Consider the following 13,047-nt stretch of genomic DNA (forward strand, 5'->3'; position numbering starts at 1 on the left):
GCTTTTTGCCTTAGGTCAATTTGTCCAGATCTTCGCGGCGCACCGCGTAGTGATGGCCTTCGGAATCGGTTTCGACGAGGAAGTGCGAAAGGTCCTCGTCGGAGGCCTGCTCGAATTCGTCATGCTTGTGGACCACGGGTGCATCCGAGTCCAGACGCGTCGCCGGCCCGAAGACAAAACGGAGCCTGTCGGTCACGTTGATAAAACCTGTGAGCGCGTGTCCCATTATTTCCACCCCCTTCCCACACTGCGGGCGAAAGAGCCACTGACCCCGGATGGAGACAGTGCCCTTATTTTACGCCCGGAACCCGAAAAAGGCCCCCGGAAAGTTCGGCCGAAACAGGCACGTGAAGGGCTTAGCGCAAGGACTGATCGTCCGGGTTCCGGGGCACAACGTACGTGCTGCCGTCCGGCCGGGTGACCGTTTCCCACTGCTGGGTTTCGCGCTCGCGCTGCGCGAGGAGGACCCGGTTCTCGGCGGTCATGTCGTGTACAAGGGAACTGCGGTTGGCCGGGCCGAGGATGATCCGCAGCCTGCCCATTGCCCGCATGAAGCGTTGGGAAGCGTTTCCCTTGTCCGCCGAGTTGCCTTTGCCCATGGACGTGCACCCTTCGATAGAACTGATTGCTCGTTCCAGTGTACGCTAATAATTAGTGCACTAACTATTGGAGGATTGTGATGACGGCAACATCTGAGGCCGTACGGCACCAGGACGATGATCTCCTACTCGAACAGCAACTCTGCTTTGCACTCACCGTGGCCTCCAGGAGTGTTGTAGGAGCCTACAAGCCGGTTCTGGAAAAGCTGGGGCTGACCCACCCTCAATACCTTGTGATGCTGTGCCTCTGGGAATCCGCCCCGCGGACACTTCGCAACATCAGCGACGCCCTCGCCCAGGCGCCGGCCACCGTCTCGCCGCTCCTGCGCCGGCTGGAGGAGGCGGGTTACGTGACGCGCCAGCGGGTGGACGGGAATGAACGTGCTCTCGCGGTAGGGCTGACCACCGCGGGTGCGGCGCTGCGGCAGCAGGCCCTCGCCGTCCCCGGCACCATGATGCAGCGGCTGGGACTCACCCGCGACGAGGTAGGCGAGCTGCACAAGTCGATGATGGCCCTCATCGCCGCCACGGAGGCCGCCGCGGACGACGCCGCCCGGGACTCCACAGCGAACGTTCCTGAAGATGTCACCCGGAACCCGGGCAGAGCGTAAAATGGCAGCAACCTAGGAGGGTTCATGCGCCTGCGAACACTACGGCCGCTTGTGGCGGTCCTCGCTGTGGCCGGGCTCGCCGCCTGCACGGGAACGCCGGACAACACCCCGCCGTCATCCACCAGCCCCGCTGCCACGTCGTCCGCCGCTCCGTCTGTCAGTTCATCTGCCACCCAGGGCGCCTCCGATGCCCCCGCCCCGGATACCGAGACGAGCGTTCCCGCCCCGTCGCCCAGCGCTCCCCCGGCCCCGACTGCGGGACCCGGTGCGGGCAACGCCGAACTTTCCATCATGGTGAAGCCAACCTCCGCCGACCCTGCGGTGAACTACACCCTGGTCTGCCGTGACGGCGTCCCCGCCGCGGAAAGCAATCACCCCAGGGCCGATGCGGCCTGCGCTGCCCTGAAGAACAACGCAGCGCTCCTCAGCCCTGTGCCGCCGAGCAAAGACCGGGTGTGCACCGAACAGTACGGCGGCCCGGAGACGGCCACAGTGACCGGGATTGTGGACAATACGCCCGTGGACGCCGGGTTCGCACGCACCAACGGCTGCGAAATCGGCGAATGGAACGCTGCCCGGGACGTCCTGGGTGCCAGCGATGGAGCAGCTTAACCTGCTCACGGCCGACGCCTGGCATGTCCGCGAAGAAGCGCACCAACAACGCGTCCGCCGTTACGCCGATCCTTACCTTGCCCGCCGCTCGGCGGGCCGGAAGCACCCGGTGGAGGACTTTCTTTTCACCTACTACACCCAGAAACCGGGCCAGCTGCTGCGCTGGCACCCGGGCACCGGCGTCGTCCTGGCCGGCGACGGGGCAGCGGCGCGGAGCGGCTGGAAGCATTACAGAACGCTCGACGACGGCGAACTCGCCGCCGTCGGGCTGCCGTCAGGGACCACGGCGGTCACCTTTGACCGCCGTTCCTTTGTGGCCGACCGGCAGGAGGCGGTGGCCTTCGCCGGGATCATCCTCCGCGGAACCGCTGCCCGGCCGGCACAGTTCGGCTGCTTTGGCCTGCACGAATGGGCCATGGTCTACCGGCAGGACAAGTTCGATTTGCGCCATGAGTACTTGCAGCTAAGGCTTGGCTCCGCCGGCACGGACAAGGTGGTGGAAGACAACAGGATCCGTTGCTCACACTTCGACGCCTTCCGCTTCTATACCCCGGACGCCATCGGACTCAATGAGCTGACGCCGAGCCGTGAAAACCAGCGACATCTGGAACAGCCGGGGTGCCTGCACGCCAACATGGACCTGTATAAATGGGCCTACAAACTGCTGCCCGCACTCCCCAGTGAACTGGTCATGGACTGTTTTGAGCTGTCCTGGCGGATCCGGGCCATGGATATGCAGGCCTCGCCCTACGACCTTGAAGAGTGGGGCTACCCGCCCATCGCCATCGAAACCCCCGGCGGAAAAGCTGCCTATGTGGAGCACCAGCGGGCGTTCGCGGAGGAGGCTGCCGTGCTGCGCGGACGCCTGGCCGAGGCACTGGCTCCGCTGGCCGAGCCGGCGGCGCCATGAGTGCGGCCGCGGCTCCGAATGCAGCGAACCGGGTTGAGCTCACCATCCGGCTCCAGGAGGACCCTGCCGCCGTCGAGTACGTCTTTCACCTGTTCGCCGAGGACGGCGGAATCATGGCAGGATCCACCCTGCCTGCACCCGCCGCCGCGCTGGAGGCGGTGGAGCGGTTCGGTGAAGACATCTTCTTCCCGAAGCCGGGGCCGCCCAAACTCTGCACCCAGCAGTACGGCGGACCGCAGGTTGCCCGCGTCACCGGAAGCTTTCACGGGCGGCCCGTCCAGGCCGTTTTTCGGCGGACGGACGGGTGCGAGATCGCCCGCTGGAATTCGCTGGCGGCGCTCCTGGGCGGGACGCCCCCGGCAACCGGAAATCACCGTACGTACGGAACATCCCGGATTTAGGTACCTGGTTTAGTCCCGGACCTGAAACGTCCCGGCCAGCAATGCCGGCCGGGACGTTTCAGATGGTTACTTGTGTCCTATCCCGCGATCAGCCGGCCGGGGACGCTGCTGCGCCGGCTCCGACCTTGACGTTGACCATGGTCCTGATGCCGTTCTCCCCCAGCGTCAGCCTGGACATGTACGAGCCGTCGCGCAGGCCCGTCCAGTTCAGCGTGGCGGTGGTGGCAGTACCGTTCGGCGCCACAATCGGGTTGGGGGTGACCGTCAGGTTCTCCGTGCCCGCCTCGAAGGGGGTAAAGGAGACGGCCTGGACGTTTGCGTTGGCAGCACCTCCGCCCGGCGTGGAGTAGAGATTGGCCACAATCTCGTACGTGCCGGCCTGCGGTGACTCCAGGTCCAGGAACTCACCGGCCGCAGCCGTTGCCACCTGCGTGACCGACCCGTTCGGTCCGTACACCACCATGTCCCAGTCGACGTCGTTCGTTTCCGCCTGGATGCCGAGCCGGGCGAAGCTGGCATTTGCCGGGACTGTCACGAAGACTTGTGCGTTATGCGCATCGTCGGCCCTCGCGTAGGCACCCGGCGTCTTGGTGGCCGCCGTTTGCTTCAACGGCGCCAGACCTTCCACTGCCACGGGCAGGGGTGCATCCGTGCCGGAGACGAGGTCAATGGTTCCGCTGCCCGTCCCGGTGGCTGAACTGAAGGAGAAGGACGGCGCAATCCGCGCATCTACGGGCCGTACGGCGATGGGTGAGGTGACGGTCCTCGGACCCTTCCAGGTCAGCGTGCCGGCCGTGAACTCACCTACCGTGGCGCTGTCATTGCGGATAGTGATGCTCACCTCGCGGGTCTGGCCTTCCTTCGCGAAATTCAGCGCCTTGGGTTCAACGTCAACGCTGAAGCCGGGCAGCTCCACATCGGACCGGTACATACCCGGAACGAGTGCCGTCAGCTGGCGTTTGACTGTCACTTCGCCAACCAGGCTGCCGAGGGCAATCGAGGGCAGGTTCAGGTCCTGGGCGGCAATCGTCCCGGCCTGCGGAGCACCTGTAGCTACCCCCTGGCCATTCAGGAAGGCCAGCCAGTCCTTGACGCCCGAGTCGTAGACCAGGCCCGGATCCAGAACGCTGAGGGAATCGACATGGCCCGCGCCGCCGTCGAACGGGTTCCGGTTGGGTTCGCCGTCCGCGTCAACCAGGGGGTAGGCGGTGGTCATCATGGCGGACTTGACCCGTGCCGGACTCCAATGCGGCTGCTTGCCGAGCACCAGCGCGCCGAAACCGGCGATGTGCGGTGCGGCCATGGACGTGCCGGACATGAATCCGAACTGCTCACCATCGTTGCCGATGGTGGACACTCCGGCCAGGACGTTAACGCCCGGGGCGGAAATGTCCGGCTTGAGGAGGTCGCCGCCTGAGGCGAGGGTGGGGCCGCGGGAGGAGAAGCCCGCCACCTGCGGCGCCGGCGGAAGCGGCTCGCCGGTCAGGTCGCCCTTAACAAGGCTGACCGTCAGGGCCGTGTCGGCGGCGAGCTTCGACTTCAGCTCGAGGCTGTCGGGGGCGTTGACGTGCACTGTGGGAATGACGTGGTTGTCAGCGTCTTCGGAGCTGTTGGAAAGGTTGACGAGGATCATGCCCACGCCACCCTTGTTCTGGACCTCAAGGCTCTTGGCCGTCCGGTCCACTACGCCACGGTCACACACCACAACCTTGCCGGCAACCTTGGCCGGGTCAAGCGTCCCGGGGCCGCAGAGGTTGGGGTTCGCGGCACCGGCGGCTGCAGCGTCCGCGGCAACAATGGCCGGCTTGTCCGCAACCTCGGTTTTCATGATGGAGGCCCCGCGGTACAGGGTTCCGTCCGAAACCTTGACGGTTCCGAGGAGGTCGCTGGGGAATGTGGAGGCCGCCACCGTGGTCAGCCACGGCGATGCGTGGTTGACCGTGGAGGCACCGGGGCCCGAGTTGCCGGCTGATGCCGCCACAAACACGCCGGCGGCGGCGGCGTTAAGGAAGGAAAGTGCCACGGGATCCGTGGTGCTGTTCGTGTTGCCTGAGATGGAATAGTTCAAGACATCGACGCCGTCTTTGATGGCAGCGTCAATCGCTTCCACAGAGGCGGAGGAGTAGCAGCCGCCGGTAGCCGGGTTGTCATCCTCCCAGCAGATCTTGTAGACCGACACTTTGGCAGCGGGTGCCACGCCGGAGCTCTTGCCGAAGCTCTCGCCGTCGAGTACCTGCTCTACGTTGGCATTGCCGGCGGCCGTGGTGGCCGTGTGCGTGCCGTGGCTGCCTACATCGACCGGGGAGATCAGCTCCTGGGGGGCACGGTTTTCAGGTTTCACGAACTGCAGGAAGGAGTCCGCGAAGTAGCGGGCACTCAGGACTTTGGAATTGCACAGCGTCCCGTCGAAGGCGGCGCCGGTGCCCACACCCTTTTGGCATTCGCCCAGGAACGTGGTGCCGTCGGCCTTGAGCATCGCGATGCGGCCCTCGGCTGTACGGTACGGCACGCCCACCTGGGCGGGTCCGCTGAGCGGCTGCACCGCTTCGCCCTTCAGGAAGGGGTTGTCCGGAGCGTAGCCGGAGTCGATGACACCCACCACAACACCCTTGCCGGCGTTCTCCTCGCCGCCGAAGCGGGTTTCCCACGCGCCTTCCTCGCCCGTGAGTTCCAGGAAATCGTTAGTGGTGTAGTCGGGGGCATTTTCGACGTCGGGCGCCACCGTGAGGACCCTCGCGTCCTTGGCGAGCTCGGCTGCCTGCGCAGCGGTCAGGTCGGCCGTGAAACCGTTGAGGGCAGCAGTGAACTGTTTGGTGGGCGTCACTCCCTGTTGGGTGGCCACGTCCTGCTGGGTCTTGCGAAGGTGTGCGTCGTAGGCCCTGTAATTGGGGCCGTCCACGTCCAGCTTCCGGCCGTCCTGCGGCTTTGTGGCGAGCAGGCCGGGGGTCTCCCCTTCATAGGCGGCTGCGGCCTTGGCTGCGAGGACCACAATGTAGCGGCCATCCTTGAAGTCAGTGGCCGCGGTTGTCTTTGCGGCTATTGCCGTATCCTGCCCGGCGGGCGCCGCGGTAGCGGGGCTCATCGCCATCGAGCTGAGGAGCAGCGGCAGGCCCACGGCCAATGCCGCGGCCTTCCGGAGCCCTCCGCCCCGAGCGGGGCCTATTCCAGTTGATTTCACGAGCGACTACACCTTTCACGAGGAACGGGCCGGCCACATTTGCCGGTCTGAAGTAGCTGGGAACGGCACACAGCTTTACAGGTTTTGTAATGCTGTGAACCAGCCGATTCAAACAGTACAGACTGAGAGCTAAATATGACATAGGACACATACGTGTCTTCGAATCAGTCAACTGCAGGAGGGCGGAGCGCTAGCGTCTTTCCATGTCTCGCCTCTCCTCTGCTTAAACACCCGGCGGGGCACCAGCCTTGAGTTCCCTCGATAGATCCATTGAGCGCCGATGACGGTGAGCGGTCAAGGAGTGCCCTGAATTGACACGGAAGAAGGCCCCTGCGGGACCGGACCTGATGTCCGCCGCAGGTCCTTGCCGCCGTCGAAGGTCGGGCGCCTACAGGCATAAAAAACGGGCGTCCCCACTCGGGGAACGCCCGCTACAGGGCAATTGTCAGGAGCAGGTCCGGCTACTGCCTGGGTGTGCGCACCACGTCGCTGATCCACTGGCGGGTCTTCTCATCCACGGGCCCGGCCACGCGGGTGTCCCGGGCAGCCCGGTCCGCTTTGATCTTTTGCATGACCATCCGGCCCAGGCCGGCAAAAACGGCAACGGCCATAACCGGCAACAGCAGGGATTTCGATTTTTCAGCCATTCGGCAATCCTAGTGACGCCGGCCCTGCGGGGCCAGAGCCGCCGTCGTTCTTCACCTCCCGAAACCACTTCCCACCGGATAACAGTGACGGAGCCCACCGAATACAGGGTCCGGCGCTCCGGCCGGTAGAATGGGCATGCAAGCTCGCGGAGCGCCCGTCCCACCGTTGCAAAGGCACTGTTTCCACGCAGTCCCCCATTTCCGGAACGGCGTAAGACGGCACCACTCCGCTGCGCCCTTACCCAAAGCTCACGCACAGGAGTTGCCGGATGCCCCGGATCGTTGTTGACGTCATGCCCAAGCCCGAGATTCTGGACCCGCAGGGGAAGGCCATCGTGGGTGCACTCCCCCGTCTGGGCTTCACCGGCTTTAGCTCTGTCCGCCAGGGCAAGCGCTTCGAACTGACGGTTGACGGCGAGGTGACCGATGCAATCCTGGCCCAGGCCCGTGAAGCAGCCGAGACCCTGCTGTCCAACCCCGTGATCGAGGACGTCGTCAACGTCGAGGTCGTCGAGGCCTGAGATGACTGAACTTCCCTTGATCGGTGAGGCAGTCGCCGTCGCCGCCGAGCCCCGGCTCGCGGGTGCCCGCATAGGCGTTGTCACATTCCCCGGCACCCTTGACGACCGCGACGCCGCCCGTGCAGTCCGGCTTGCCGGTGGCACCGCAGTGCCGCTCTGGCACGCGGACACCGCCCTCGGTGACGTGGACGCCGTCGTGATTCCCGGCGGTTTCTCCTACGGTGATTACCTCCGCGCCGGCGCCATCGCCCGCTTCGCTCCGCTGATGTCCAAGATCATCGACGCCGCGAATTCCGACGCCAAGCTGCCCGTACTGGGAATTTGCAACGGCTTCCAGATCCTGACCGAGTCGCACCTGCTGCCCGGTTCCATGATCAAGAACGACCACCTGAAGTTCATGTGCCGCGACCAGGTCCTCCGGGTGGAAAACAGCAACACCGCCTGGACCCTGGACTACGAGGCCGGCCAGGAAATCACTGTGCCGCTGAAGAACCAGGACGGCCAGTACATCGCCGACGAAAAGGTCCTGGACGCCCTCGAAGCCGAAGGCCGTGTTGTCTTCCGTTACGTGGGCTTCAACCCGAACGGTTCTCGCCGCGACATCGCCGGCATCTCCAACGCCGCCGGCAACGTGGTGGGCCTAATGCCCCACCCGGAGCACGCGGTGGAAGTTGGCTTCGGCCCGGAGTCGCTGGACGGCATCGGCGGTTCCGATACCGACGGCCTGGGCTTCTTCACCTCCGTTTTGAACAAGATTGTGGGAGGCGCCAAGTGACCACGGAAACCACCAAGAAGTTCAACATCGACACCGTCGAGAACGCTGCCAAGACGCCGGACACCGAACTGCCGTGGGCCGAGCTGGGCCTGAAGCAGAACGAGTTCGACGAGGTGGTCAAGGTCCTGGGCCGCCGCCCCACCGGCGCCGAACTGGCCATGTACTCCGTCATGTGGAGCGAGCATTGCTCCTACAAGTCCTCCAAGAACCACCTGCGCCAGTTCGGCGACAAGGTGACCGAGGAGATGAAGAAGGACATGCTGGTGGGCATCGGCGAAAACGCCGGTGTGACCAACCTTGGGGATGGCTGGGCCGTGACCTTCAAGATCGAATCCCACAACTCGCCGTCGTTCGTGGAGCCCTATCAGGGTGCCGCCACCGGCATCGGCGGCATCGTCCGCGACATTATCTCCATGGGCGCCCGCCCGGTGGCGGTCATGGATCCGCTGCGTTTCGGCGCCATCGACCACCCGGACACCGCCCGCGTGATGCACGGTGCCGTTGCCGGCATCGGCGGCTACGGCAACTCCCTGGGCCTGCCGAACATCGGCGGCGAAATGGTGTTCGACTCCATCTACCAGGGCAACCCGCTGGTGAACGCGCTGGCCGTGGGCGTTATGCGCCATGAGGACATCCGCCTGGCCAACGCCTCCGGCAAGGGCAACAAGGTGGTCCTGTTCGGTGCCCGCACCGGCGGCGACGGCATTGGCGGCGCTTCGGTGCTGGCCTCGGAGTCCTTCGACGACACCAAGCCGTCCAAGCGCCCCGCAGTGCAGGTGGGCGACCCGTTCGCCGAGAAGGTCCTGATCGAGTGCTGCCTGGAGCTCTTCAAGGGCTCGCTGGTTGAGGGTATCCAGGACCTCGGTGCCGCAGGTATCTCCTGCGCGACGTCCGAGCTGGCCTCCAACGGCGACGGCGGCATGCAGGTTGAGCTGACCTCCGTCCTGCTGCGGGACCCCACGCTGACTCCGGGCGAGATCCTGATGTCCGAGTCGCAGGAACGCATGATGGCCGTGGTCACCCCGGAGAACATCAAAGCCTTCGAAGCCGTGATGGACAAGTGGGCTGTGGAGTACTCCTGGCTCGGCGAAGTCACAGACACCGGCCGCCTGATCATCACGTGGGACGGCGTAGTCATCGTGGACGTCGACCCGCGCACGGTTGCCCATGACGGCCCGGTCTACGACCGCCCGTACGCGCGCCCCTCGTGGCAGGACTCGGTCCAGGCCGATTCCTTCACCGGTTCCGTGCAGGACGCCGGCCGCCCCTCCGCCCCCGCGGAACTGGCTGCCGCCGTTACGGAGCTCGTCGCCTCGCCGAACATGTGCTCCAAGGACTGGATCACGAACCAGTACGACCGCTACGTGGGCGGCAATACGGCCCTGGCGTTCCCTGACGATGCCGGCGTGGTCCGCGTAGACGAGGAAACCGGCCTGGGCGTGGCCCTGGCCACCGACGCCAACGGCCGTTACACCTACCTTGACCCGTACCATGGCGCGCAGCTTGCCCTGGCCGAGGCCTACCGCAACGTGGCCACCTCCGGTGCCGTGCCGATGGCCGTCAGCGACTGCCTGAACTTCGGCTCCCCCGAGGACCCTGACGTGATGTGGCAGCTCGCCGAAGCCATCCGCGGCCTGTCCGACGCCTGCATGGAACTGGGCATCCCGGTCACCGGCGGCAACGTCTCGCTGTACAACCAGACGGGCACCACCCCCATCCACCCCTCCCCCGTGGTGGCGGTACTGGGCAAGCTCGACGACGTTGCCCGCCGCACGCCGTCGGGCTGGCGCGAAGATGGCCAGGCCATCTACCTGCTGGGTACGACCGCGGCCGAGCTGGACGGTTCCGAATGGGCCAACATGCGCGGCCACCTCGGTGGACTTCCGCCCAAGGTTGACCTCGCCGCCGAGCGCGCGCTGGGTGAAATCCTGATCAACGCCTCACGCGACGGCATGGTCGACTCCGCGCACGACCTCTCAGAAGGCGGCCTCGCGGCAGCACTCGTGGAGTCCTCACTGCGCTACGGCGTGGGTGCCCGGATCGCCCTGCAGGACGTCCTGGACCGCGACGGCGTTGACCTGTTCACCGCGCTCTTCTCCGAGACCCAGGGCCGTGCAATTGTCGGCGTTCCCCGCTCCGAAGAAGTCCGGTTCAAGGACATGTGCACGGCGCGCGGCTTTGCCCACGTCCGGATCGGCGTGGTGGATGCGGCCAGCAACAAGCTGGAGATCAACGGCGTGGACACCATGTCCCTCGATGCCCTCCGCGAAGCCCACGAAGGGACGCTGCCGAAGTACTTCGGCTAAGCCCCACCGCTTCCTATCATCGATTGCTCCGTAACGGCCCCTTTGAACCCTCAAAACGGCAGTTGCGGAGCAATCGATGCTTAAGGGCCCTTTCGCCACCCTGCCTGGAACAAGGCCGCCCGGATCTTCGCCACCGCGGCCTTTGCGTCATCCAGCATGTGTCGTTTGGAAATGCGGACTTCAGTCCAGCCCAACGTTTCGTAGCTTTCAGAGCGTGCAATGTCCCGGACGATCTGGCCCGCCTCGCCGTGGTGTTCGCCCTCGTACTCAATCCCGATCCGGTACTTCCGGTAGGAAAGATCCGGCTCGTGATGCCTTGTGCCATCCGCCGAAAAGATGGGTACGTTCAACTCCGGTTCCGGCAGCCCGGCCCTAACTACGGCCAGCCGGAGCAGCGTCTCCTGTGGTGAGTCGGCGCCGACCCGAATGAGTTCGATGGCTTCCTTGGCCTTGCGCAGTCCTCTCTTTCCCTTGTGCCTGTCGATCATTCGCTGAAGATCTGCCACGCCACACAGCGGCATGTCCCGGTCCTCAAAAGCCGCCCTCGGCACGCGCACGCAGCTGTCCCCCAGGGCCACCAGTTCGTCGATTGTCAGCATTTCGGCCATGTCCAGCCACGTTCGCTCCGGCGTGGTCACGGGAATACCGTCCACCACGATGATCTCGTCGCTGTACAGCCTCATCCGGTGCACCACAACGTGTGGCCTGTTCAGATGTGCCGAGCCCTCAGGCCTGATGATGTGGAACATCTCCGGGGTTCCGTTCTGCCTGCGACGGGGCAACGCGAGCAGCTCTGCCGCTGTGACGTGCGACGCGGCGCATTTCTCATTCACCTCGATGAACGGCCGCACCCGGACGCCCAAGGGGAGCTCCGCCGTCGTGCTTTCCGCCCTGATCCCCCGGCCGAGGCGCTTCAGTGCGCGATGTCGCAGTCGCTTTTGCGACACCCCGGCGCGTGCGGCCTCGGCGACGGTAAAAGGCCGGTCCTGCAGTTCCTCGGGCAACGGGCGCGGGGTTTTCATGGCTTCATCAGAGCAGAATACGTCGAGGGCTGCAGAAGTTATCCACACCCCTCATCGATTGCTCCGTTAGTGCCCTTTAGGGGACTCAAAAGGGCGCTACCGGAGCAATCGATGGTCAGTCTTCGCTGTGGAGCTCCCGCTGGCGGGCGCTGAGCAGTTCGATCTCCGGCCGCGCGGCCACAAAACGTTCGACGGCGGTGAGCACCTCCACGAGGTGCGCCCGGTCCGCGGCCACCAGGCCGGCGCCCACCTGGGAGCGCCGGTACTGATCGTGGTCCCCCACCTCAGCGACGGAGACGTCAAAGCGGCGCTTGAGCTCGGCCAGCAGCGGCCTGATAACGGACCGCTTCTCCTTCAGACTCTGGACATCGCCCAGGAGGATGTCGAATTCAATCCAGCCGACCCACATGCCCTAATCGTATCCATTGCTCCGTAGGTGTCGTTTCGAGGACCCAGAACGACACCTACGGAGCAACCGATGGGGTCAGATGGTGAGCTCGCCCATCCGGTCCCAGCCGTCGCCGTCGAACTGGCGGCTGATGATCTGTGGCGTCTCAGCCAGGGCCTGGGGCATGTCCGCCATGGCCTGCTTGAAGTGCGGGCTGTTGACGTGGTCTCCGGCGGCGTCGTCCTTGAAGGCTTCCACCAGGACAAACTCGTTGGGATCATCCACGCTGCGGGACCAGTCGAACCAGAGGTTGCCGGGCTCCTCGCGCGTGGCCTTGGTGAAGCTGTCCACAAGGCCGAGCCAGCGCTCCGACCAGTCGGGCTTGACCTTGAACTTAACCACAATAAAGATCATGGGATTTCCTTCCGTTCGTTTGTAATCCGTCAGTTTGTTGCCATGTCGAGCTCGCAGGCCAGGATGGCTTCGCGGGCCTGCTGCTGTTGCACGGGTGTTCCGGCCTGCTCGGCCCATTGCTCAGCGAGCTGAAACTCCACCAGCGCTTCGGTGAACCGGCCGGCACGATGCAGCATCCAGCCCAGGCTGCTGTGCAGCTCCGCCATCCACCGCCTCGTGTGCCTGTCGTGCGCAGTGGAGGCGTACTCAAGTGCACTCCGGGTCCAGGCTTCTGCGTGTGCGGGATCTGCCTCCGCCAGCATGTGCAGCGCGTCCACGGCGAGGAACTCCTCGCCGAGGTGGTCGCCCAGTTCGGCAGCCTGTTCCAACAGCGGAGCCGCCATGGCTGCATGGCCGCTCGAGGTCAGAAGCCGGCCGCGCTCCAGCAAAACCCGGACCCCTACTGTGGGTTCTTCCTCGCAGTCAATTGAATCCAGCAGCGCATCGGCCTCTTCGTAGCGCTCCTGCAGGCCAATGGCCCGGCCCAACTGGGTGGTCAGTTCGGCTTTTTCGTCGGTGGTGTAGGCGGGGTCGGCAAGGGCGTCCCGGAAACGCTGTTCGGACAACGCGGGGTCCGTGAAGTTCCATAGGCGGTCAAGGGTCTGTTGGTCCAGCATGTACCTT

Annotated in this window: 15 protein-coding genes; 7 read left to right on the forward strand and 8 right to left on the reverse strand. The window is 65.0% G+C overall.

Translation table 11 applies throughout. The features are described 5' to 3' along the window. Positions 1 to 10: 10 nt before the first annotated feature. Both GUV69_RS11700 and GUV69_RS11705 read right to left on the reverse strand, forming a co-directional pair. Entirely contained in the window at positions 11 to 226 is a 216-nt protein-coding gene (locus GUV69_RS11700) for a hypothetical protein (RefSeq protein WP_164202514.1), read from the reverse strand. Between the two features lie 130 nt (positions 227 to 356). Next, positions 357 to 599, reverse strand: coding sequence for a hypothetical protein (locus GUV69_RS11705; RefSeq protein WP_164202516.1), 243 nt, complete (start codon positions 597 to 599; stop codon positions 357 to 359). 80 nt (positions 600 to 679) lie between these two features. Here GUV69_RS11705 and GUV69_RS11710 point away from each other — a divergent pair, with 80 nt between their 5' ends. The 4 genes from GUV69_RS11710 to GUV69_RS11725 are packed head-to-tail and all read left to right on the forward strand — an operon-like array spanning position 680 to position 3,133. Continuing rightward, the gene (locus tag GUV69_RS11710; RefSeq protein ID WP_164202518.1) at positions 680 to 1,210 is read left to right on the forward strand and encodes a MarR family winged helix-turn-helix transcriptional regulator; all 531 of its coding nucleotides are present in this window, start codon (positions 680 to 682) and stop codon (positions 1,208 to 1,210) included. Between the two features lie 24 nt (positions 1,211 to 1,234). Continuing rightward, complete coding sequence (locus GUV69_RS11715; protein WP_164202519.1) at positions 1,235 to 1,822, forward strand: SSI family serine proteinase inhibitor; 588 nt, start codon at positions 1,235 to 1,237, stop codon at positions 1,820 to 1,822. After that, entirely contained in the window at positions 1,809 to 2,732 is a 924-nt protein-coding gene (locus GUV69_RS11720) for a 3-methyladenine DNA glycosylase (protein ID WP_164202521.1), read from the forward strand. Before GUV69_RS11715 ends, GUV69_RS11720 begins: the two co-directional genes overlap by 14 nt. Further along, positions 2,729 to 3,133: a serine protease inhibitor gene (locus GUV69_RS11725; RefSeq protein WP_164202523.1), complete on the forward strand. Its 405-nt coding sequence runs from the start codon at positions 2,729 to 2,731 to the stop codon at positions 3,131 to 3,133. The genes GUV69_RS11720 and GUV69_RS11725 overlap by 4 nt, the downstream gene beginning before the upstream one ends. Before the next feature lie 88 nt (positions 3,134 to 3,221). Here the strand turns inward: GUV69_RS11725 and GUV69_RS11730 are convergent, their stop codons facing one another. Then, complete coding sequence (locus GUV69_RS11730; protein ID WP_431197129.1) at positions 3,222 to 6,221, reverse strand: S8 family serine peptidase; 3,000 nt, start codon at positions 6,219 to 6,221, stop codon at positions 3,222 to 3,224. A 551-nt stretch (positions 6,222 to 6,772) separates the two neighbouring features. Beyond that, positions 6,773 to 6,958 (reverse strand): hypothetical protein, encoded by a 186-nt coding sequence (locus GUV69_RS11735; protein WP_164202525.1) that lies wholly within the window; start codon positions 6,956 to 6,958, stop codon positions 6,773 to 6,775. Positions 6,959 to 7,227: 269 nt separating this feature from the next. Between GUV69_RS11735 and purS the strand changes: the two genes are divergently transcribed. From purS to purL, 3 genes are read left to right on the forward strand one after another with little or no spacing between them, the layout of a single operon-like run. Beyond that, the gene (gene purS / locus GUV69_RS11740; RefSeq protein ID WP_066287204.1) at positions 7,228 to 7,479 is read left to right on the forward strand and encodes a phosphoribosylformylglycinamidine synthase subunit PurS; all 252 of its coding nucleotides are present in this window, start codon (positions 7,228 to 7,230) and stop codon (positions 7,477 to 7,479) included. A gap of 1 nt (position 7,480) precedes the next feature. Beyond that, positions 7,481 to 8,254, forward strand: coding sequence for a phosphoribosylformylglycinamidine synthase subunit PurQ (gene purQ, locus GUV69_RS11745; protein ID WP_164202527.1), 774 nt, complete (start codon positions 7,481 to 7,483; stop codon positions 8,252 to 8,254). After that, complete coding sequence (gene purL / locus GUV69_RS11750; RefSeq protein ID WP_164202529.1) at positions 8,251 to 10,560, forward strand: phosphoribosylformylglycinamidine synthase subunit PurL; 2,310 nt, start codon at positions 8,251 to 8,253, stop codon at positions 10,558 to 10,560. The genes purQ and purL overlap by 4 nt, the downstream gene beginning before the upstream one ends. 80 nt (positions 10,561 to 10,640) lie before the next feature. On the opposite strand, the gene GUV69_RS11755 is transcribed toward purL, so the two are convergent. The 4 genes from GUV69_RS11755 to GUV69_RS11770 all read right to left on the reverse strand — a co-directional run bounded on the left by GUV69_RS11755 (position 10,641) and on the right by GUV69_RS11770 (position 13,040). Further along, a complete protein-coding gene (locus tag GUV69_RS11755) occupies positions 10,641 to 11,582 on the reverse strand; it encodes a type IV toxin-antitoxin system AbiEi family antitoxin (RefSeq protein WP_244292703.1) in 942 nt (313 codons plus the stop codon). Positions 11,583 to 11,697: 115 nt separating this feature from the next. Further along, positions 11,698 to 11,991, reverse strand: coding sequence for a DUF503 domain-containing protein (locus GUV69_RS11760; protein ID WP_164202531.1), 294 nt, complete (start codon positions 11,989 to 11,991; stop codon positions 11,698 to 11,700). Between the two features lie 75 nt (positions 11,992 to 12,066). Next, positions 12,067 to 12,384, reverse strand: a complete 318-nt coding sequence (locus GUV69_RS11765; RefSeq protein ID WP_164202534.1) for a putative quinol monooxygenase — start codon at positions 12,382 to 12,384, stop codon at positions 12,067 to 12,069. Positions 12,385 to 12,413: 29 nt separating this feature from the next. After that, complete coding sequence (locus GUV69_RS11770) at positions 12,414 to 13,040, reverse strand: tetratricopeptide repeat protein (protein ID WP_164202536.1); 627 nt, start codon at positions 13,038 to 13,040, stop codon at positions 12,414 to 12,416. Positions 13,041 to 13,047 lie beyond the last annotated feature (7 nt).

The organism is [Micrococcus luteus] ATCC 49442 (assembly GCF_010367585.1).
Taxonomy (GTDB): Bacteria; Actinomycetota; Actinomycetes; order Actinomycetales; family Micrococcaceae; genus Arthrobacter; species Arthrobacter luteus_A.

Bases quoted from the DNA above. Each gene is read 5' to 3' on its own strand.
- GUV69_RS11700 (WP_164202514.1), bottom strand. From the start codon at position 226: ATGGGACACGCGCTCACAGGTTTTATCAACGTGACCGACAGGCTCCGT.
- GUV69_RS11705 (WP_164202516.1), bottom strand. From the start codon at position 599: ATGGGCAAAGGCAACTCGGCGGACAAGGGAAACGCTTCCCAACGCTTC.
- GUV69_RS11710 (WP_164202518.1), top strand. From the start codon at position 680: ATGACGGCAACATCTGAGGCCGTACGGCACCAGGACGATGATCTCCTA.
- GUV69_RS11715 (WP_164202519.1), top strand. From the start codon at position 1,235: ATGCGCCTGCGAACACTACGGCCGCTTGTGGCGGTCCTCGCTGTGGCC.
- GUV69_RS11720 (WP_164202521.1), top strand. From the start codon at position 1,809: ATGGAGCAGCTTAACCTGCTCACGGCCGACGCCTGGCATGTCCGCGAA.
- GUV69_RS11725 (WP_164202523.1), top strand. From the start codon at position 2,729: ATGAGTGCGGCCGCGGCTCCGAATGCAGCGAACCGGGTTGAGCTCACC.
- GUV69_RS11730 (WP_431197129.1), bottom strand. From the start codon at position 6,221: ATGGCGATGAGCCCCGCTACCGCGGCGCCCGCCGGGCAGGATACGGCA.
- GUV69_RS11735 (WP_164202525.1), bottom strand. From the start codon at position 6,958: ATGGCTGAAAAATCGAAATCCCTGCTGTTGCCGGTTATGGCCGTTGCC.
- purS (WP_066287204.1), top strand. From the start codon at position 7,228: ATGCCCCGGATCGTTGTTGACGTCATGCCCAAGCCCGAGATTCTGGAC.
- purQ (WP_164202527.1), top strand. From the start codon at position 7,481: ATGACTGAACTTCCCTTGATCGGTGAGGCAGTCGCCGTCGCCGCCGAG.
- GUV69_RS11755 (WP_244292703.1), bottom strand. From the start codon at position 11,582: ATGAAAACCCCGCGCCCGTTGCCCGAGGAACTGCAGGACCGGCCTTTT.
- GUV69_RS11760 (WP_164202531.1), bottom strand. From the start codon at position 11,991: ATGTGGGTCGGCTGGATTGAATTCGACATCCTCCTGGGCGATGTCCAG.
- GUV69_RS11765 (WP_164202534.1), bottom strand. From the start codon at position 12,384: ATGATCTTTATTGTGGTTAAGTTCAAGGTCAAGCCCGACTGGTCGGAG.
- GUV69_RS11770 (WP_164202536.1), bottom strand. From the start codon at position 13,040: ATGCTGGACCAACAGACCCTTGACCGCCTATGGAACTTCACGGACCCC.